Source organism: Arthrobacter sp. OAP107, assembly GCF_040546765.1.
GTDB lineage: Bacteria > Actinomycetota > Actinomycetes > Actinomycetales > Micrococcaceae > Arthrobacter.
In genome coordinates this window covers 127890-147431 of the sequence record NZ_JBEPOK010000001.1, presented here as the reverse complement: position 1 = coordinate 147431, position 19542 = coordinate 127890, and the positions used below count along the sequence as shown (strand labels likewise).

Sequence of the window (19542 nt, the reverse complement as noted above, 5' to 3'; positions counted from 1 at the left end):
TCTCCGGCGGACCGACGCGGCCGGCACGGCAACCCTCGCGCACGTGCCGGCACCTGTGACAAGGAAGAAGACTTGATGTCTGAACGCACCACCAGCATTTCCGTTCAACCCTCCACAGAACGTGATGAACCCGGCCAGGGCAGGGAACCGCACCTCGCCCGCGGACTTGGCAACCGCCACATCCAGCTCCTTGCCATCGGCGGCGCCATTGGCACCGGCCTGTTCATGGGCTCCGGCAAGACCATCTCCCTTGCGGGCCCGTCCGTCATCTTCGTGTACATGATCATCGGCTTCATGCTGTTCTTCGTCATGCGGGCCATGGGCGAGATCCTGCTCTCCAACCTGAACTACAAGTCCTTCAGCGACTTCGCCGGGGACATCCTCGGCCCGTGGGCAGGGTTCTTTACCGGCTGGTCCTACTGGTTCTTCTGGGTGGTGACGGGCGTGGCCGACATCGTGGCAATCGCCGGCTACGTGGACAAGCTCGCTCCGGGCACGCCCCTGTGGATCCCGGCACTGATCACGCCCGTGGTACTCATCCTGCTGAACCTTCCCACGGTCAAGGCCTTCGGCGAGGCGGAATTCTGGTTCGCCATCATCAAGGTGGTCGCCATCCTCGCCCTGATCGCCACCGGCGTGGTCATGATCGCCACCAACTTCACCTCGCCGAGCGGCGCGGTGGCCAACCTGGCCAACATGTGGAACGACGGCGGCATGTTCCCGCACGGTCTGTTCGGCTTCATTCTCGGCTTCCAGATCGCCATCTTCGCGTTCGCCGGCATTGAACTCGTAGGCACGGCCGCTGCCGAAACCAAGGACCCGGAAAAGAACCTCCCCCGGGCCATCAACTCGATCCCGATCCGCGTCCTGCTCTTCTACGTGGGCGCCCTGGTGGTCATCATGGCCGTCAACCCGTGGCGCAGCATCGACCCCGCCAGCAGCCCCTTCATCGGCATGTTCACCCTTGCCGGCCTGGGGATCGCCGCCGTCGTGATCAACCTGGTGGTCCTGACCTCGGCCGCCTCCAGCGCCAATTCGGGCATCTACTCCACCTCGCGCATGGTCTATGGCCTGGCGCAGGACGGCAACGCCCCCAAGGCCTTCGGCAAGCTGAGCTCCCGCAAGGTTCCGCAGAACGCGCTCCTGTTCTCCTGCATCTTCCTGCTGGCCGGGCTGGTCCTGCTGTACGCGGGCGACTCCGTGATCGGCGCCTTCACCATCGTCACCTCCGTGGCATCGGTGCTGACCATGTTCGTCTGGTCGATGATCCTCATCAGCTACATCGTGTTCCGCCGCCGCCGGCCCGAACTCCACGAGGCGTCCGCCTTCAAGATGCCGGGTTCGGCCTTCATGCCCTACGTGGTCCTGGCGTTCTTCGTGTTCATGCTCGTGGCCCTGGCCCAGGCCGAGGACACCCGCCTCGCCCTGGTTGTGGCACCGGTATGGTTCCTGCTGCTGGGCGCCGCCTGGTACTTCAACCGCCAGACGCCGCTGCAGCAGGCACGGATCGAGGAATGGAAGGCCGAAAACACCAGCGTCCCCGCTGCGGCCGCCAACTCCTAGCACCGCACCCCCAGAAAACCGCGCTGCGGCCACCCCGGTGGTCCGCGGCGCGGTTTTCTTTTGCCCTGATTCCCGGCCCGCCCTGTCCTGGTGCGCTCCGGGCACCGGTGCGCTCCGGGCACCGGTGAGGAAGCGGGCAACGGTGAGGAAGGTGTTAAGCGGAAATTACACAAGCCGCCGGGCGCTGTAACACGCGCGGCGAAGGATGGACTCATGCGGGGCTGATGGCAGCGGCCGCAGCGTCCCTCCGCCGAAAGGATCCAACCGTGATCTTGAAGAACATCTTCCTTCAAGGCATCTTCCCGTTCGACGGAGCCGGGCTTGAAAAAGCCGTGCCCATCCACAGCCAGCTCTCGCGTTTCGTCCCGCGACGGCGTCATCAACCAGACCCTGTATTTCCGCGGCGGCAACTCCTCCGCGGAGCTGGTCACGGTGGTGCTGATGCGGGATGGCGTGCCCATGCGGTACTTCCCGATTGCCGCGAAAGGCGACGTCCACGTCCCGCTCCGCGTGGTGGAAGACATCGACGGCGGCTCGCTGATCGAGCTGCGGCTGCTGGCGGACACGGGCGTCACCGGATACGTGGTGATCGACATGGGCATGGTGGAGCACTGATGACGGCCCTCGCCAGCCGCTCCGCCCGAGGCGCCCAGGGTGACACCCGGCGCCGGCTCGTGGTGATCGGCAACGGGATGGCCGGCGCCCGGGCCGTCGAGGAAATTCTGGCCCGTGGAGGCGCCGTCCAGCACAGGATCACCATGTTCGGCGACGAGCCCTACGGCAACTACAACCGGATCATGCTCAGCCATGTCCTCTCCGGCGAGGAGGACGCCGGCGGCATTTTCCTGAATTCGCTGGACTGGTACCGGGAGAACGGCATCACGCTGCACGCGGGCGTCCGGGTGGAAAGGATCGACCGCTTCGCCAAGCTGGTGTTCTCCGACGACGGCCGGGCCACCCCGTACGACGTCCTCATCATCGCCACCGGCAGCCGCTCGTTCATGCCCCCGGTCGAGGGCCTGTACACGCCGGGCGGACGGCTGCTGCCCGGCGTGTTTGCTTTCCGGACCATCGATGACACCCGCGGCATGGTGTCCTACGCACAGCAGGACCATCGCCGCCGTGCCGTCGTGATCGGGGGCGGACTGCTGGGGCTGGAAGCCGCACGGGGCCTGCAAAGCCACGGCGTCGACGTCGACGTCGTCCATTCCGGCGCGCACCTGATGAACGCCCAGATGGGCCCGGACGGCGGCGCCGTCCTGCGCCGCAGCGTCGAGGCACTGGGCATCAGGGTGCACACCAGCAGCCGGACCACCGCCATCCTGGGCGGCGACAAGGTGCGCGGCGTCCAATTGCGGGACGCGCCGGACATCGCCTGCGACATGGTGGTGGTGGCCGCAGGAATCCGCCCCAACGTGGAGGTGGCCGTGACCAGCGGCCTGCCGGTGGAGCGGGCCATCGTGGTGGACGACCACATGCGCGTCCCGGACGAGGACGGGATCTACGCCGTCGGTGAATGCGTCCAGCACCGCGGCGAGGTGTACGGCCTGGTGGCGCCGCTGTGGGAGCAGGCCGCCGTACTGGCAGACCACGTCACCGGAGCCAATCCGAAGGCAACCTACCTGGGCTCCCGCACCGCCACGAAACTCAAGGTGGCCGGCGTCGACGTCGCTTCCATGGGGCTGCAGGCCCCGGAGCGGGACACCGACGAGCACGTGGTGTTTTCCGAGCCCAGCAGGGGTGTGTTCAAGTCCATCGTGATCCGCGACAGCAAGATCGTCGGCGCCACACTGCTCGGGGACAGCCGCAAGGTGGCCTTCCTGACGCAGGCGTTCGACCGCGGATTGCCGCTGCCTGAGGAACGTGTCTCGCTGCTGTTCGATCTGGGCGGACCGGGCGAGGAGTCGGGCGTGGCCGAACTCGACGGCGATGCCCAGGTCTGCAACTGCAACGGCGTCAGCAAGCAGGCGATCGCGGACACCGTGCGGGGCGGCTGCACCACGCTGTCCGGCGTCATGGACGCCACCCGGGCCGGCAAGGGCTGCGGGTCCTGCAAGCTGCTGGTCCGGCAGGTGGTGGAATGGGCCGCCGACGGCGCCGTGGCGGAGGACCCGGCGGCCGCCTATTACGTTCCCGGCGTGCCGCTGGAGAAAGCCGCGCTGATGGCGGCGATCCGCGCTCAGGGCCTGCGGTCCGTGTCCGCCGTGTTCGCGGCGCTGGCGCCGGGCGGCACGGAGGACGCCAAATCGAAGATGGGCCTGGCGTCCCTGCTGAAGATGATGTGGGCCGGTGAATACATCGACGAGCGCGATGCGCGGTTCGTCAACGACCGCGTCCACGCCAACATCCAGCGTGACGGGACGTTCTCGGTGGTGCCGCAGATGAAGGGCGGGGTGACCTCACCGGAGCAGCTCCGCCGGATCGCCGATGTCGCGGACAAATACAACATCCCGCTGGTGAAGCTGACCGGCGGGCAGCGGATCGACCTGCTCGGTGTTCCCAAGGAGGACCTGCCGAAGGTCTGGGCGGACCTGGACATGCCGTCGGGCTACGCGTACGGAAAGAGCTTCCGCACCGTCAAGACCTGCGTGGGTCAGGAGTTCTGCCGCTTCGGCACGGGTGATTCGACGAAGCTGGGCATCGAGATCGAGTCACGGTTCCAGGGCATTGAGTCACCGGCGAAACTGAAACTGGCGGTGTCCGGCTGCCCCCGGAACTGCGCCGAATCGCTGGTCAAGGACGTGGGGGTGGTGGCGGTCGACGGCGGACGCTGGGAAATCTACGTCGGCGGCGCGGCGGGCGCCCACATCCGTAAGGGGGACCTGCTGGCCACCGTGGACAATCCCGGTACCGTGACGCTGCTCGCCGGACGGTTCATGCAGTACTACCGCGAACAGGCCAACTGGCTCGAACGCACCTATTCCTTCGTGCCGCGCGTCGGTATCGAGCACCTCCGTGCGGTGATCGTGGACGACGCCGAGGGGATCGCCGCCCGGCTCGATGAGGCGATGCAGCGGTCAGTCGACGCCTACGCCGACCCCTGGGCCGAACGTCACGATCCCTTCACCCCCGGCCAGTTCCGTACCTCGCTCCCGCTCGAGGTCCTCCCCCAGGTGCCAGTCCGATGAGTGCCGGTCCGATGAGTGCCGGACTTCACGTCCTTGGCCCGGTGGACCAGATCCCGGTGGGCGAGGGGCGGGCGTACGGCGTGGCCGGCGAACAGATCGCGGTGTTCCGGCTCCGGGACGGTTCCCTCCGCGCGGTTTCGGCTGTCTGCCCGCATAAGGGCGGCCCCATCGCCGATGGCACGATCGACGGAGACGTGGTGATGTGCCCGCTGCACCAGCACGTGTTTGAGCTGGAGACAGGCTGCTCCACCACCGGGGCCGGACCCCTGCGCAGCTATCCGGTGTCCACGGACGAATCGCAGAACGTGGTGGTGCGGCTCCCCAACTGACTCGCACTTGTTGTCGTTTTGAGGCTTCAAAACGACAACAACTGCGAGCTAGTTGGGCCGCGGATTCTGTGGCAGGGTATTCCCCATGGACCACGAGGGGCACGACGGCGCCGCGCGCCATTGGGACGATTTGTACCGCAGCAGGCCGCGCGTGTGGAGCGGCCGGCCCAACCCGCAGCTGGTGGCCGAGGCAGCCGGGCTGAAGCCCGGCACCGCGCTGGACCTGGGCTGCGGCGAGGGTGCCGACGCCCTGTGGCTCGCAGAGCAGGGCTGGACGGTGACCGCGGTGGACGTCTCCGCCGTCGCGCTGGAACGGGCCGGCCTGCACGCCGCATCTTCCCCGGCCGGGAACCGCATCACGTGGCTGCAGCGCGACCTTGATGCGTGGGCGCCGGAGGAGCAGTTCGACCTCGTGTCCGCCCAGTTCCTGCACTCCACCGAGGCGCCGTGGCAGCGGCCGCACCGGGTGGCTGCGGATGCGGTGCGCCCGGGCGGGACGCTGCTGATCGTCGGTCACCACCCCGACGGCCTGCCACCATGGCGGAGCCTATCGGACGAGCGGAGCAAGGCCGAGGAATACAGCCACCCGCAGGAGCACGGCCACGCGCACGGGGGCGACGGCCACGCGGGTTCGGAGATGTTCTTCACGGCGGAGCAGGCCGCGGCCGAGCTCGGCATTGCACCGCCAGAGTGGCGCGTGGAGGTTGCAGCCAGCCGGGAACGGGAAGCCACCGGCCCGGACGGCCAGTCGGCCACGCTCGCCGACGCCGTCCTGCGGGCCACCCGCCTGCAGCCCCGACCCGCGTAGTCCCCCTCTGCAGTGCTCCAGGGCGACGCCGTGACCCACCTGTATTACAAGGTCCTCCCGCGCATCTGACCCGTTTTCCTTGGGCGGGAAGTTAGTGGGCGACGCGGGGCGCTATGGCGACCGCGGCTGCGGCGATCACCGCGGTCAGCACGAAGACGCCGGCGAAGGAGGCCGCCGTCGTCGTAAACGCCGTGAACACGATTCCGGTGGCGGCGAGCGCGAGTGCACCGCCGAGCGAATCGGAAATGGACATCGCCGAGCTGTTGAAGCCCTCGGTGTCCGGCGTGGAAAGAGCCAGCGTCATCACGCTCAGCCGCGGATATGCAAGGCCCATGCCGCCGCCGGCAAGGACCCAGCCGGCAATCGCGACGGCGGGCGGCCAGCCGAGCGCGGTGGTCACCAGCGCCAGGGTGATCGCCAGCAGCACCATGACCGAGCCGATCCGCACGGCGGCCGGACTGCCCAGCCTGCCGCCCAGCCGGCTCTGGACACCCGACGCCGCCGCCCACGCCAGGGCTCCGCCGGTCAGCGTGAGGCCGGCGAAGGTGGGCGAGAACGCGTACCGCTCCACGAGCAGGTACGGCAGGTAGACCTCGGCACCGAAGAAACCAGCCGCAACCAGTCCGCGGATCAGGATCACACTGGGCAGGCCCCGCCGGGCGGTGAGGGTGCCACGCGGCACCAGCGGCCTGACGGCCAGCAGGGCTATCACGACGGCGGCACCCGCCAGCAACGGTCCGGCCGCCGGAAGCCCGGAGGACAGGTTCAGGCCGAGCACCGCCAGCGCAGCCAGGGCCGCCCAGGCCAGCCGCCCCGGCGCCCAGGACACCGAGGTGACCGCCGGCTCTGAAGCGTCAACGGAGTCGTTCCCGTTAGCGTTGCCGGACCGGACGCCCCGCAGCGCTGGCAACAGCATCGCCAGCGCCGGGAGCACCAGCACAACGACACCGAGGAACACCCAGTGCCAGCTCGCCAGCTGGGCCACCAGCCCGGCGGCAAACGGCCCCACGAGGGACGGAACCACCCACGCGGCGGAGAAGGCGGCAAAGATCCTGGGGTGCAGGACGGCCGGATAGACCCGTGCCACCACCACGTACAGGGCGACCGTCATGGCGCCGCCGCCCAGCCCCTGCACCAGCCGGCCCGCCACCACCGCCCACATGGTGCCGGCCGTGCCCGCCACCAGCAGGCCCAGCGCGAACACCGCCACTGAGGCGAGCAGCGGGCCGACGGGCCCGCGCCGGTCGGACCAGTTCCCGGCGCCCACCATGCCGATCACCCCAGTGGCCAGCGGGCCCGCGAAGGCGAGCGCATACAAGCCTGCCCCGCCGAGTTCCCGGCTCACGACGGGCATGACGGTGGTGACGGCGAGGGATTCGAACGCGGCGAGGAACACCAGCGCACAGGCGCCCACGGTCACCAGCAGGTAGGCGCGGTGGAGAATTCCGGCGCCTGGCGGGGCAGATACGGCAGATTCACGCATGGTCAGCCCACCAGCTCGGGGGCGCCGGCGGTCACGGCCACAACTTCGCCGCTGGCCGTCGAATCCGGGTTGAGCATCCAGCCCACGCGCTTGACCGTCCGCAGCATGACCACGCTCTCCACCAGTTCAATCCCCGGGATGCGCTGCTGAAGGGCCAGCTCCGCGGTCATGACGTCGGCGAGCGACTGCAGCCACATGATGATGACGAAATTGGTGCGGCCGGTGGTGGAGGCGCTCAGCCGCACATTCCGGAAGCCGCGGAGCTCCTCGGCCGCCGCTTCGTGCTGGCCGGGCGGGACGTTCGCGAACCAGTGGCAGGTCACCGGGAAACCTGAATACCGCTGCGCAATCTCGCAGCGGAAGGAGAGGACGCCGCTGGCCAGCACCCTGTTCAGCTGGCGCTGCACGGTGGCAGGATGCCGGTCCAGCGCCCTGGCGATTTCCGCCGCCGTCGCCCGGCCGTCCTTCGACAGGAACGGCAGGATCGCCAGGTGGCTGGCGGGCAGCGGCTCACCCACCGCCGCCGACGGCGCGGACGCTGCGGCCTCGGGACCGGCGAGTGCCCGGAGCGCCTGGAGCTGGCTTCGGTTGAGGACATTGATGCGCCACGCGTAGGCGCCGGTGTGCAGCCGGGTGGCCAGTGAGGTCTGGTATTTGACCAGCCCCTCGATGGCATGAAGCTTGGATGCCACGGCGGTGAAGTGCTGCAGGGACCCCGTGATGACCGTCAGCATCAGGTCCCGGTTGCTCGCCGCCTCCTCCACTGTGACGATCTCCGGCACCGCAGCCAGTGCCCGGGTGACCTCCGCCCGGCGGTGCAGCTCGCACTCGACGTCGACGAAGGCGAGGCACATCTTCTGCGGATCTCCCATCGGATGCGCCGTGACCCAGGCGGCGCCCGCTGCGGTAAGGCGCTCCCACCGTGCGGCCAGGGTGGTGGCGTGCACGCCAAGCACCTCCGCGGCGTCCGCCCAGCTCAGCCGCGGTGCGATCTGCAGGGCGTTGATCAGGGCGAGGTCCTCCTCGGTAACGTCCAATGACCCTCCCTCCCGCGCAGCTTTGCATGAATCCTGAATATCAGTCCGGGGTTTTGCATTTTTCCAGCACTTCGGGCGGATGTGAACCAGGCCACTCCAGAATAGACCCACAGCACCGGACCACCAACGAGGAGAACACGTGCCCATTGCCGCAGACGCCCGCCAGATGCAGGAAGACCTTGCCCGGTTTCGCCACGACCTGCACCGGGAACCCGAAATCGGACTGCAGCTGCCGCGGACCCAGGAGAAGGTTCTGAAGGCCCTGGAGGGCCTGCCGTACGAAATCACCCTGGGCAAGGAGACGACGTCGGTCACGGCAGTCCTGCGCGGCGGCGGCGATCCCCGTGCCACTGCAGGCACCGCACCCGCCGTCCTGCTCCGGGCAGACATGGACGGCCTGCCCGTACAGGAGAAGACCGGCGTCGACTACACCTCCACCATCGACGGTGCCATGCACGCCTGCGGCCATGACCTCCACACCTCCATGCTCACCGGCGCGGCCACCCTCCTGGCCGAGCGGCGGCACCGGCTGGCCGGCGACGTCGTCCTGATGTTCCAGCCCGGGGAGGAAGGCTGCGACGGCGCCAGTTACATGATCCGCGAAGGCGTCCTGGACGCGCCCGGCCGGCGGGTGGACGCGGCCTACGGCATGCACGTGTTCTCCTCCCTCGAGCCGCACGGAACGTTCTGCACCAAGCCCGGCGTGATGCTCAGCGCCTCCGACGGCCTGGTGGTCACCGTGCTCGGCGCCGGCGGCCACGGCTCCGCCCCGCATTCGGCCAAGGATCCGGTGACGGCTGCAGCCGAGATGGTCACGGCCCTGCAGGTGATGGTCACGCGCCAGTTCAACATGTTCGATCCCGTGGTCCTCTCCGTCGGGGTGCTCCAGGCGGGCACCAAGCGCAACGTCATCCCCGAAACGGCCCGCATCGAGGCCACCATCCGGACGTTCTCCGAGGAAAACCGGCAGCGGATGATGGTCGCCGTCCCGCGGCTGCTCAAGGGCATAGCTGCCGCGCACGGCCTCGACGTTGACGTGGACTACCAGCAGGAATACCCCCTCACCATCACCGACCAGGACGAGACGCACACCGCGGAGAAGGTCATCACCGGGCTGTTTGGGGACTCGAGGCTCTCGCGGTGGGCCACGCCGCTCAGCGGCTCCGAGGACTTTTCCCGGGTCCTGGCCGAGGTGCCCGGCACCTTTGTGGGCCTGAGCGCCGTCCCCCAGGACGCGGACCACGCCACCTCCCCGTTCAACCACTCGCCGTACGCATCGTTCGACGACGGTGTGCTGGCTGACGGTGCCGCCCTCTACGCGGAACTCGCCATTTCCCGTCTCGAGGCGCTGGCCGGCGTCCGGGTCCCCGCCCCCGTACCGGGTCTCTAGCCCGCCCACTCCAGGGAGACAACCATGACCTCCATCGTCAACGCCCAGCGCGAGAGCCGGACCTCGACCCGCAAGACCATCATCGGCACCGGCATCGGCAACGCCGTCGAATGGTACGACTGGGCCATCTACGCCACCTTCACGCCCTTCATCGCCAGCCAGTTGTTCAGCAAGTCCGACCCCGCCTCTGCCGTCCTGTCCACACTGGCGATCTTCGCCGTCGGCTTCGTTGCCCGCCCCTTCGGCGGCTTCCTGTTCGGCTGGATCGGCGACCGGGTGGGCCGCAAGGCCTCCATGACGCTCGCCGTCGGCCTGGCGTCCCTGGGCAGCCTCATGATCGGCGTCGCCCCCACGTTCGCCAGCGTCGGAGCCTTCGCGTCCCTGATGCTGCTGGTGGCCCGGCTGGTCCAGGGCCTGGCACACGGCGGCGAACTGCCGTCGTCGCAGACCTATCTCTCCGAAATGGCACCCAGGGAACACCGCGGATTCTGGGCCACGCTGATCTACACCTCCGGTACGGTCGGGATCCTGTTCGGCACCCTGCTGGGCGCGGTGCTGAACATGGCACTGAGCACTGAGGTCATGAACGCCTGGGGCTGGCGCATCCCGTTCCTCATCGGGGCCGCGATGGGCCTGTACGCACTGATCATGCGGTCCCGGCTGCACGAGACGGACGTGTTCGAGGGCGAAACCGCCACCCAGAAGCGCGCCCCGATCTGGCCGCAGATTGTCCGGTACCGCAAGCAGGCCATGCAGGTGATCGGCCTGACCGTCGGCCTTACGGTCATCTACTACATCTGGGGCGTGGTGGCGCCAAGCTACGCGACCACCGCCCTGAAGATCGACCGCGGCGAGGCCCTCTGGGCCGGCGTCATCGGCAACATCGTCTTCATCGCCGCGCTTCCCGTCTGGGGCAAGCTGTCCGACCGGATCGGCCGCAAGAAGGTGCTGTGGGCCGGCGCGATCGGCTCCGCCGTCATGCACTTCCCGATGACGTGGCTGCTGAAGGATTCCGCCTGGCAGCTGGCCGTGAGCATGTCCGTGATGCTCATCTTCATCGCCGCGAGCGCCGCCATCGTTCCGGCCGTGTATGCCGAGCTGTTCCCCACGAGCATCCGCACCGTAGGCGTGGGCGTCCCGTACTCCATCTGCGTGGCAGTGTTCGGCGGCACCGCGCCCTACCTGCAGCAGTGGCTGGGCACCACCATCCAGATGCCCAACCTCTTCAACGTCTACGCGGTGGTGCTGCTGGCCATCAGCGTGGCGTTCATCTTCACCATCCCCGAGACCAGGGGCAAAGACCTGGCGCACTAGCCTTTTCCCCATTCCCAACTGACTAGCAGTTGTTGTCGTTTTGAGCCCTCATAACGACAACAACTGCGAGTCAGTTGGGGCCTCAGTCGCCGATGAACCTGTCCCGCCCGGCGCGGTAGCCGAACACGGCGGCCAGCGCCCCCACCGCCAGGAACAGGAGCCCCGCCGCAGCAAACGAGCCGGTGCCCTGGTGCAGCTGACCCACCAGCAGTGTGCCCGTTGAGCCGAGCCCGTAGCCCACCCCCTGCATCATGCCGGAGAGGTGGGCTGCGGTGTGCCCGTCGCGGGTGCGGAGCATGATCATCGTCAGGGCGACGGCGGTAAGGCTTCCCTGGCCCAGCCCCAGCATCCCGGTCCATACCCAGACCAGATCCAGCGGGCCGAAGATGCTCAGGGCAAAGCCGCCGCCGGTCATGAGAGCCACCACGGTGTTGATCGCGCGCTGGTCGCGGAACCGGGCGGCGAGTGCCGGGGCGAAGAGCGAGCCCAGCATCTGCAGCACGATGGACACCGACACAATCAGCCCGGCCGTTCCGCCGTCCACGCCGCGCTCGCGCAGGATCGGTGCGAGCCAGGCGAAGACGCTGAAGGACATCATCGCCTGCAGCACCATGAAGATCGTGACCTGCCACGCCACCGCCGAGCGCCACACGTTCACGCCCTCCCGCACCGCCGTGTGCTGCCCGTGCCGTTGCCTTACGGCCACCGGCAGGAAGAGCAATAGAACGACGGCGGCAGGTGCCGCCCAGAACCACAGCGCCGCAGTCCACTGGCCGGCAGCGCTGAAAACTGGGTAGGTGAAGCCTGCGCCCAGCGCCGCCGAGGCACAGATGGCCGTTGTGTACAGGCCGCCCATCAGTCCGAGCCGGTGCGGAAAGTCCCGCTTCACCAGCCCGGGCAGCAGCACGTTGCACAGCGCAATGGCGGCCCCGCAAGCGGCGGTCCCGGCGAAAAGCGCCGGCAGATGCCCGGCACCCGGAACCTCGGCGGGCCGCAGGAGCAGGCCGGCCGTCAGGACCGCCATCGCTCCGAGCAGGACCCGTTCCGCGCCGAAACGGCGGGCCAGAGCCGGTGCCAGCGGTGCAAAGACACCGAGCAGGGTCACCGGCACCGTGGTCAGCACCACCACTGCCCAGCCGGGCAGCCCGGCGTCGGACGTCACCTCGGGGAGTACCGCCGAAAAGCTGGAGAACACAGTCCTCAGGTTCAGCCCGATCAGCACCAGGCACAGGCCCAGGTAGGCCAGTGCGCGGCGGCCGGTTACCTGCGTGGGTTCGGCAGCGGGGACGTCGTCCGCCTCTGCGTCCACGAGCGTGTCCGCGTTAACGGAAGGGCCCTGCTGGCTGCCGTCGGGCTGGCGTGAGTTCTGGGCATCAATCACCTGCCCATTGTTGCAGCCGGGTTGTGGGAGTCGGGGCGCCGGGCTGGCGTAGTGGACCGCGGCGGTTATCCACATACAGATGAGGGACGGTTCCTGCGGAACCTGCCCGCCCAATAGTCTGGTCGGCACGTGCACATCCAATCCGCCGGCGGTCTGTATCCGTGAGGAGAAGCATGAGTTTTCAAGTAACACCGGAGTCCGGAGGTCGGCCGCCCCGCCGTCTTGGCTGCCGGCCGCCTGACGATTCGGGCATGGGGATGGCCAGCCTCGTGTGTGGTGCTCTGGTTGTGCCCAGCATGGTGGTGACGACGGCTCCTGCAACGCTGGTCATGTTGGTCACGCGTCCGGACAGCGGACGTAGCGGCAGGGAATGGGTCGCGAGCGCTGTATTCTTTACGGCGCCCGCGATGCTGACATTGCTCTCCCTGGTTTATGGGCTCGTCGCACTGGGACGGGCGCCTCGGCGTTCCAAGGGGTTCAAAACCGGCGCTGCCGGCCTCGTACTCGCGGGCTTGGAGGCCGTCTTCATACTCTTGCCATCGATCGTGCGCGGATATTAGCGCCGGCGAGCCGCGTTCCGCCGGCTCCACTATTCTGGAAGGGATGAGCGAATCTCCCGAATCCCCGCAGCCGCCGGCAAATCCGAACCAGCCCAGGCCGGTCACGCCGGGAAGCCAGGCGTCCTATGGAACCTACGGCGGACGGCCGGTCAGCTTCGTCCGCCGCGGAACCCGGCTGCAGGGGCGCCGCCAGGCTGCCTGGGAGGAGCACTCCGGCCGCTGGGCCATCGACGTGCCCCGCCATGTGGCCAACACATCGGTCCACCCCGATTATTCGTTCGACGCCAAAGCCGAGTTCGGGCGGCAGGCACCCCTGATTGTCGAGATCGGCTCGGGCCTGGGCGACGCCGTCTGCCACGCCGCAGAGGAAAACCCGGACAAGGACTTCCTGGCAGTGGAGGTCTACACTCCTGGGCTGGCCAACACCATGATCAAGATCAACAGCCGCGGCCTCACCAATGTGCGTGTCGTAGAGGCGAACGCCCCCGAGGTTCTGGCCACCATGCTGCCGCCCGGCTCTGTCAGCGAACTGTGGGTCTTCTTCCCGGACCCGTGGCACAAGTCCCGGCACCACAAGCGCCGCCTCATCCAGCCCGAATTCGCCGAGCTCGCCGCCAAGGCGCTGAAGCCGGGCGGCCTTTGGCGCATCGCCACGGACTGGTCCAACTACGCCGTGCATGTCCGCGACGTCCTGGCCGGATCCGCGGCGTTCGAAAACCTTCACAACGGTGAGCGCAGCGGCCCTGAGAGTCCGCTCACCCACGTGTGGCAAACCGGCGTCGAATCGCTGGTGGGCGGCGCGCCGGTCAAGGAGGGACGGGCTCCCGTGAGCACGGAACACACGGGACCCAATGAGGGCATCGACGAAAGGGGCGGCTGGGCCCCCCGCTTCGAGGGCCGCATCCGCACCAGCTTCGAGAACAAGGCGCACGAGGCAGGCCGGATGATTTTCGACCTCTGCTACCGGCGGGTTTAGCCTCGCCGGGCCCTGGCCCATCCCCATCCGGGGACTCTGTTCCCTGGCGTCCCGCCGTGGCACCATAAGCGTGTGGCGTTGTGCCACAGCAGCTGCCGGCGCAGAGGAGCGATCATCAAACGAGAACTGAGAAGCGCAGCCGGCAAGGCCGAGGAGGTCACGAACTCCAAGCCCCTCGAAATGCTGGCCCGCGGTGGATTTGCGGCCAGCGGTGTGCTCCATATCCTGATCGGCTTCATTGCCTTCGGGCTCGCCCGGGGCCGTGGCGGCCGCGCGGATGTGAGCGGCGCCGTCGCCGAACTGGCCAACCAGCCCGCCGGCCCCGCGCTGCTGTGGGTCAGCTTCGCCGGCTGTATTGCCCTGGCCCTGTGGCAGGCTGGGGACGCCATTTTCGACTTCGAACGGTTGCCCACCAAGCATAAGGCCGGCAAGAAGCTGCAGGCCGGGGCGCAGGCTGTCGTGTATGCCGGGCTGGCCTTCACCCTGGCCGCCTTCGCGCGCGGCGCGGGGCAGGACAACCGGGAATCAACCAGCGACTTCACGGTCAATCTGATGAAGGCGCCGGGCGGCGTCCTGCTTTTGGTGCTGATCGGTGCGGCTGTGGCCGTCGTTGGCGTCATCTACGCGGTCCGCGGGTTCAAGAAGTCCTTCGAGAAGCACATCAACCCGCCGTCCACCCCGGACGGGCGCAAGGCCATCACGGTCCTCGGAATGGCGGGCTATGTGGCCAAGGGCGTCGCCCTGTTTGTGACGGGCCTGCTGGTGGTCATCGCCACGGTCACTGTCCACCCCGAGCAGTCGACGGGTCTCGACGGCGGCCTCCGCGCACTGCGGGAACAGCCCTACGGAGTGTACGTGCTGGCCGCGGTGGGCGCCGGCCTCATCTGCTACGGGGTTTTCACGGTGGTGCGGGCCCGGCTCGCCAAAATGTGAGTCCGCGACGGCGGCTGAGGCACTACACGGCCACTACACGGCTCAGGCGGCCGTACCGTTCGAGTGTCCGCAGGTTCAAGTGTCCGTAGGGCGCAAGGGTCTTTAGGTTCAAGTGCCCGGCACGGCAATGACGGCGATAGTCTGCTGCCGGTCATTACGCACCTCGACGCTGGCAATGCTCGTGTACTGCAGCGGCGTAGCGCTTGTCACCCGGACCCGTCCGCTCGGCGTCGCCATCCACGCGCACGCCCGGTCCTCAACCCCGGCACGGTCCTTCACCCACAGCGAAAGCCGGCCGTTCTGGGGCAGGCTCCGCCCGTCGACAGCAAGTTCGGTGCCCCAGGTTTTCTTGACCATTCCCACCGTGACCTGCATGCCGCTGTTGGCCTTGACCGAGTAGCTGGCATCGGGCTTGTCGGCGGGGTCAAAGAGCGGCGCCGCCGCAAATCCCAGGGCCAGGCAGGCCGCTGCCACCAACCCCACAAGGGCCGCCCCCCGCCGCCGGGAATTACGACGGCGGGCCGCCAGTTCGTCCAGAACAGGCTGGGGGACGGGGGCTTGGTCGGGGGATGCGGTGTCCGATCCGGGCCGGCGGGCCGCCGGCACGGCGAGCGCCACGGCCTCCGGGACCGGAAGGGCGTCCAGCAGTCCCGGCAGGGATTCCAGGTTCGACAGTTCACTGCGGCACGTGCCGCAGTGCTTGAGGTGGTCCTCGAAGCGCAGCCTGTCCGCATCATCGAGCCCGCCCAGCAGGTATGCCCCCAGCAACTCATGGACTTCCTTGCCGTTCACCGCTCCACACCCATTTCATCGAGTATTGTCCGCAGGGCCTTCACGGCGTAGAAGGCCCTGGATTTCACCGTTCCGCTCGGAATGTTCAACTGCACCGCCGCCTCGCCTACCGTGAACCGCCGGTAGTGCAGCGCCACCAGCACGTCACGGTGCTCTGAACTCAGCCGCAGCAGCGCTTCCTCCATCAGTACCTTGTTCAGCAGGTCGTCAACCCGTCCGGTGGCCTCCTCCGGGTCCGCGATGTCACGGTCCTCGGCTTCCACCGGCCGGCGCTGGGCTTTCCTGTAGTTGTCGATCATGATGTTCCGGGCAGTCCGGAACAGGTAGCTGCGCATGCTGCCCGTAACCTTGGGCGCCTGCTGCCAGACACGGAGCACCGTCTCCTGCACAATGTCGTCGGCCAGGTGCGGGTCGCGGGAAGCACTGAGCACAAACCGGCGAAGTGCCGTTCCGTGCTCACGGTAGATCGCTGCAACCAAGTCCTCATCCAGCGGCACTTTCGGCCTCCCTGCAATGACCTATGAAGCCGTCCGAGCGGGCCGGCCCTCCTGGCAAATACGACGTCGGCAACCGGCGATAAGTTCAATTCCGGTCAGCGTCAGATTCTTTGAACCATTCTTCACCTTTGTGCGTCATTCCAGATAGCGCCGGTCTCTCAGTCTGCCGGCCCGAGCCAAGGAGCAGCACATGAAGAAGCAACTGAGCGTTGGCCTCGCAGTTATGGCCCTTGCCGCCTCACTGACGGCATGTGGCGGCGGATCCGGCACAACCACCACCACTACGGCGGCGGCCCCGGCCAGCGAGTCGCCGGCGACCACCGCCAGCGAGTCGGCCTCGTCGTCCGCCAGCGACAGCGCCACAGTGGACCTCAAGACCGCATCGTCCAGCAAGGGCGACATCGTGGTGGACGGCAAAGGCATGAGTGTCTACTACTTCACCAAGGACGTCAAGGACTCCGGCAAGAGCAACTGCCTGGGCGACTGCCTCGTGAAGTGGCCTCCGGTGATTGCTGCCACGGACACCCCCAAGGTCGAGGGTGTAACGGGGAAGGTCGGAACGATTGATACCCCGGACGGCAAGAAGCAGGTGACGGTCAACGGCATGCCTGTCTACCTGTGGGAGAAGGACAAGGCCCCCGGCGACATCACCGGCCAGGGCGTCGGCAACGTCTGGTACCTCGTGGCGCCCGACGGGACCATGATCAAGTAAGTCCTGCGGGTGTGGCCGGCGCCTCTCCGGAGGCGCCGGCACTACCACCGGAGCAGGTGCTGGAACCAACCAAGCCTGCGGCCCATGGCCAATACCCTCCTGGCCTGGGCCGCAGCCTAACCGGGCCTGGACCTTCCGTTCTGAGGCGCCAATTGGGGGAGCGCCTCAAAGGGGTTACGGTCCGGGATGGAAGCAACGCGGGAGCTAGCCGGTGACGCTGAGGCTTACCAGGGTGGCGCCGTCGCCTTCGGCCAGCAGTCCGACGGCGGTGCTGGACTCCGCGGGGAAGATCTGGTCCGTGAGTGTCATCAGGCCGTCCTGGGCGAAAACCTCAACAGAACACCGGTCCAGGAAGATCCTGAGCCGCAGCAGGCCGCTGCCATCCAGGGCAACCGGCACACGCTCCACGGACGGGAAGTCGGCATGGAAGCCGACGTTCCCGGACGCGGTGCGGTCCAGGCTGAGCTCGCCCGTCAGAGGAGAGTAGGCAAGCACGGTCCGCTCCTGCACTCCCCCGGCCTCGCCCGCCCGCAGTACCAGCCCCACCTTGCCGGCGGAACCCGGACGGAACTCGGCGTCGATGCGCAGCACATCCCCGGAGGCCCCGGCGGGCAGCCACCGCACGCCGGCCGCGAGCGGTTCCGGGCCCGCCGCGAACAGTTCCGTCCCGGAGGCGTCGAACGGGTCCGTCGGGGCCTGCACCAGCATGGTGCGCCCGCCGCGGGTCTCCAGCCGGACCTCGCGGACCAGGGACATGGCACTGCGCCAGCCCTGCGATGGTGTCGAAGAAGCGTACTGCCAGTTGTTCATCCAGCCGATCATGAGGCGGCGCCCGCCGGGGGCGTTGCTGAACGAGACGGCCGCGTAGTAGTCCCGGCCCCAGTCCAGCCAGCCGTAGTCCGGCATCCGGCTGTCGTCGGTCTGTGTGCCCTCGGTGACCGTGGTTTCGGAACGGAACGTCACGCCGTCGAACGTTCCCAGGAAGTACTGGCCCGCGGAGCCGCCGGCGATCCCGCCGGGGCTCAGATTCACCACGAGGACCCAGCGGGTGTTCCCCGCATCGCCGTCCACGGGCAGTTCGAACAGGTCGGGGCATTCCCACACGCCGCCCGTGGCGTTGGCCGGACCGAAGGTGCTCAGGTACTCCCACGTTTTGAGGTCGCCGGACTTGTAGAGCACCACCTCATGCCGGACGGCCTCGACGGCGGCCATCACCCAGTAGCTGCCGGCGTCGCCGTCGTACCAGAAGACCTTGGGGTCGCGGAAGTCCGCAGACGCCCGGTCCAGCACGGGGTTCCCCGCATACCTGGTCCAGGTGGCGCCGTCGTCGGTGCTGTACGCGAGGGACTGTGCCTGCCGGCCCGCCAGCGGCGACAACGGGGAGTAGGCGCTGGTGTAGACCGCCACCAGCGGGGGCACTCCCCCGACGCCGAAACCGCTCGTGTTGTGCGTATCCACCATGGCCGATCCGGAGAAGATTGCCTCCTGTTCGTCGCAGGGGATGGCCACCGGCTGCTCGTCCCAGTTCAGCAGGTCCGCCGAGGTGGCGTGGCCCCAGGACATGTTGCCCCACACGTCACCGAATGGGTTGTGCTGGTAGAAGAGGTGGTACACGCCGTTGGAGTGCACCAGGCCGTTGGGGTCGTTGAGCCAGTTGCGCTCCGCAGCGTAGTGCCATTTGGGCCGGTATCGGCAGTCGAGGGCGGGCGTTGCATTCAGGGAAGTCATGATTCGCTTTCGAACTGGAAAGTGGGGCCGGGTCAGCCTTTGACGCCGCTGGAGGCGATGCTGTTGATGAAGGAGCGCTGGAACGCGATGAAGAGGACCACCACGGGAACCGTGATCAGCGAGGCGTAGGCCATCACCTCACCCCAGGAGACGTTCAGCTGGAAGAAGTACTGGATGCCGATCATCACGGGGCGCAGTTCCTCGGACTGGACCACCATGAGCGGCCACAGGTAGGAGTTCCAGGCGGGCAGGAACGTCAGGATGGCCACGGTGGCCGTGGCGGGACCGGCGAGCGGCATCACCACCTGGCGGTAGATCTTGAACCAGCCGGCGCCGTCGATCCGGGCAGCCTCGTCCAGTTCCTTGGGGATGGACTCGAAGTACTGGTGGTACAGGTAGATGGAAAACGCGTTGGCGATGAACGGGATGATCTGCACCTGGTACGTGTCCAGCCAGCCTTTGGAGATCTCCAGGCTGAAGCCGTTGAGTTCAAAGTAGGGCAGCTGGTTCACCCACCACACCAGCGGCAGTGCCAGCGTCTGGAACGGCACGATCAGCGTGGCCAGGATCGCCGTGAACACGATGCGCTTGCCGCGGACCTGCATGCGGGACAGCGCGAAGGCGCAGAGGCTGTTGATAAAGATTCCCAGGACCACTGTCACGGCGGACACACCGACGGAGTTGAGGAGGAAGCGCGCGGCCGGAACCCGGTCAAAAACTGCGGTGTAGTTGTCCAGCGAGATGTTGCCGATGGGCAGGAACGCCGCCACCGAGGACATGTCACCGAAGATCTGCTGGTCCGGCTTGAGCGAGGACACGAGCATGAACACGATGGGGAAGGCGGCGACGGCCGCGAACAGGATGCGGACGGCCATGGCGCCGATGGAATTGAGGCGGAGCACGTTTTTCAC

Annotated in this window: 17 protein-coding genes; 10 read left to right on the top strand and 7 right to left on the bottom strand. The window is 67.7% G+C overall.

Annotation, left to right across the window (positions count from 1 at the left end; translation table 11 throughout):
- Positions 1–75 precede the first annotated feature (75 nt).
- The 5 genes from cycA to ABIE00_RS00590 all read left to right on the top strand — a co-directional run bounded on the left by cycA (position 76) and on the right by ABIE00_RS00590 (position 5828).
- Positions 76–1563: a D-serine/D-alanine/glycine transporter gene (gene cycA / locus ABIE00_RS00610; protein WP_354255391.1), complete on the top strand. Its 1488-nt coding sequence runs from the start codon at positions 76–78 to the stop codon at positions 1561–1563.
- A gap of 321 nt (positions 1564–1884) precedes the next feature.
- Positions 1885–2178 (top strand): molybdopterin oxidoreductase, encoded by a 294-nt coding sequence (locus tag ABIE00_RS00605; RefSeq protein WP_354255388.1) that lies wholly within the window; start codon positions 1885–1887, stop codon positions 2176–2178.
- Positions 2178–4691: a nitrite reductase large subunit NirB gene (gene nirB / locus ABIE00_RS00600; RefSeq protein ID WP_354255385.1), complete on the top strand. Its 2514-nt coding sequence runs from the start codon at positions 2178–2180 to the stop codon at positions 4689–4691. The genes ABIE00_RS00605 and nirB overlap by 1 nt, the downstream gene beginning before the upstream one ends.
- A gap of 11 nt (positions 4692–4702) precedes the next feature.
- Positions 4703–5020, top strand: coding sequence for a Rieske (2Fe-2S) protein (locus tag ABIE00_RS00595; RefSeq protein ID WP_354255382.1), 318 nt, complete (start codon positions 4703–4705; stop codon positions 5018–5020).
- An 85-nt stretch (positions 5021–5105) separates the two neighbouring features.
- Positions 5106–5828, top strand: a complete 723-nt coding sequence (locus ABIE00_RS00590; protein WP_354255379.1) for an SAM-dependent methyltransferase — start codon at positions 5106–5108, stop codon at positions 5826–5828.
- A 91-nt stretch (positions 5829–5919) separates the two neighbouring features.
- Here the strand turns inward: ABIE00_RS00590 and ABIE00_RS00585 are convergent, their stop codons facing one another.
- Positions 5920–7311, bottom strand: a complete 1392-nt coding sequence (locus ABIE00_RS00585) for an MFS transporter (RefSeq protein WP_354255376.1) — start codon at positions 7309–7311, stop codon at positions 5920–5922.
- 2 nt (positions 7312–7313) lie between these two features.
- The gene (locus tag ABIE00_RS00580) at positions 7314–8348 is read right to left on the bottom strand and encodes an Lrp/AsnC family transcriptional regulator (protein WP_354255373.1); all 1035 of its coding nucleotides are present in this window, start codon (positions 8346–8348) and stop codon (positions 7314–7316) included.
- A 139-nt stretch (positions 8349–8487) separates the two neighbouring features.
- On the opposite strand from ABIE00_RS00580, the gene ABIE00_RS00575 reads away from it, so the two are divergent.
- Both ABIE00_RS00575 and ABIE00_RS00570 read left to right on the top strand, forming a co-directional pair.
- Entirely contained in the window at positions 8488–9738 is a 1251-nt protein-coding gene (locus ABIE00_RS00575) for a M20 metallopeptidase family protein (RefSeq protein WP_354255370.1), read from the top strand.
- Between the two features lie 24 nt (positions 9739–9762).
- A complete protein-coding gene (locus ABIE00_RS00570; protein ID WP_354255367.1) occupies positions 9763–11052 on the top strand; it encodes an MFS transporter in 1290 nt (429 codons plus the stop codon).
- An 82-nt stretch (positions 11053–11134) separates the two neighbouring features.
- On the opposite strand, the gene ABIE00_RS00565 is transcribed toward ABIE00_RS00570, so the two are convergent.
- Entirely contained in the window at positions 11135–12361 is a 1227-nt protein-coding gene (locus ABIE00_RS00565; protein ID WP_354263232.1) for an MFS transporter, read from the bottom strand.
- Between the two features lie 675 nt (positions 12362–13036).
- On the opposite strand from ABIE00_RS00565, the gene trmB reads away from it, so the two are divergent.
- Both trmB and ABIE00_RS00555 read left to right on the top strand, forming a co-directional pair.
- Entirely contained in the window at positions 13037–13969 is a 933-nt protein-coding gene (gene trmB, locus ABIE00_RS00560) for a tRNA (guanosine(46)-N7)-methyltransferase TrmB (RefSeq protein ID WP_354255364.1), read from the top strand.
- A 126-nt stretch (positions 13970–14095) separates the two neighbouring features.
- Positions 14096–14902: a DUF1206 domain-containing protein gene (locus tag ABIE00_RS00555; protein ID WP_354263231.1), complete on the top strand. Its 807-nt coding sequence runs from the start codon at positions 14096–14098 to the stop codon at positions 14900–14902.
- A gap of 108 nt (positions 14903–15010) precedes the next feature.
- Here the strand turns inward: ABIE00_RS00555 and ABIE00_RS00550 are convergent, their stop codons facing one another.
- Entirely contained in the window at positions 15011–15694 is a 684-nt protein-coding gene (locus ABIE00_RS00550) for a zf-HC2 domain-containing protein (RefSeq protein WP_354255362.1), read from the bottom strand.
- A complete protein-coding gene (locus ABIE00_RS00545; protein WP_354255359.1) occupies positions 15691–16191 on the bottom strand; it encodes a sigma-70 family RNA polymerase sigma factor in 501 nt (166 codons plus the stop codon). Before ABIE00_RS00545 ends, ABIE00_RS00550 begins: the two co-directional genes overlap by 4 nt.
- Positions 16192–16381: 190 nt before the next feature.
- On the opposite strand from ABIE00_RS00545, the gene ABIE00_RS00540 reads away from it, so the two are divergent.
- Positions 16382–16903, top strand: a complete 522-nt coding sequence (locus tag ABIE00_RS00540) for a COG4315 family predicted lipoprotein (RefSeq protein WP_354255357.1) — start codon at positions 16382–16384, stop codon at positions 16901–16903.
- A 204-nt stretch (positions 16904–17107) separates the two neighbouring features.
- On the opposite strand, the gene ABIE00_RS00535 is transcribed toward ABIE00_RS00540, so the two are convergent.
- Together ABIE00_RS00535 and ABIE00_RS00530 are read right to left on the bottom strand one after the other, a co-directional pair.
- On the bottom strand, positions 17108–18631 hold the full coding sequence (locus ABIE00_RS00535; protein WP_354255355.1) for a glycoside hydrolase family 32 protein: 1524 nt from the start codon (positions 18629–18631) through the stop codon (positions 17108–17110).
- Between the two features lie 32 nt (positions 18632–18663).
- Complete coding sequence (locus ABIE00_RS00530) at positions 18664–19542, bottom strand: carbohydrate ABC transporter permease (protein ID WP_354255352.1); 879 nt, start codon at positions 19540–19542, stop codon at positions 18664–18666.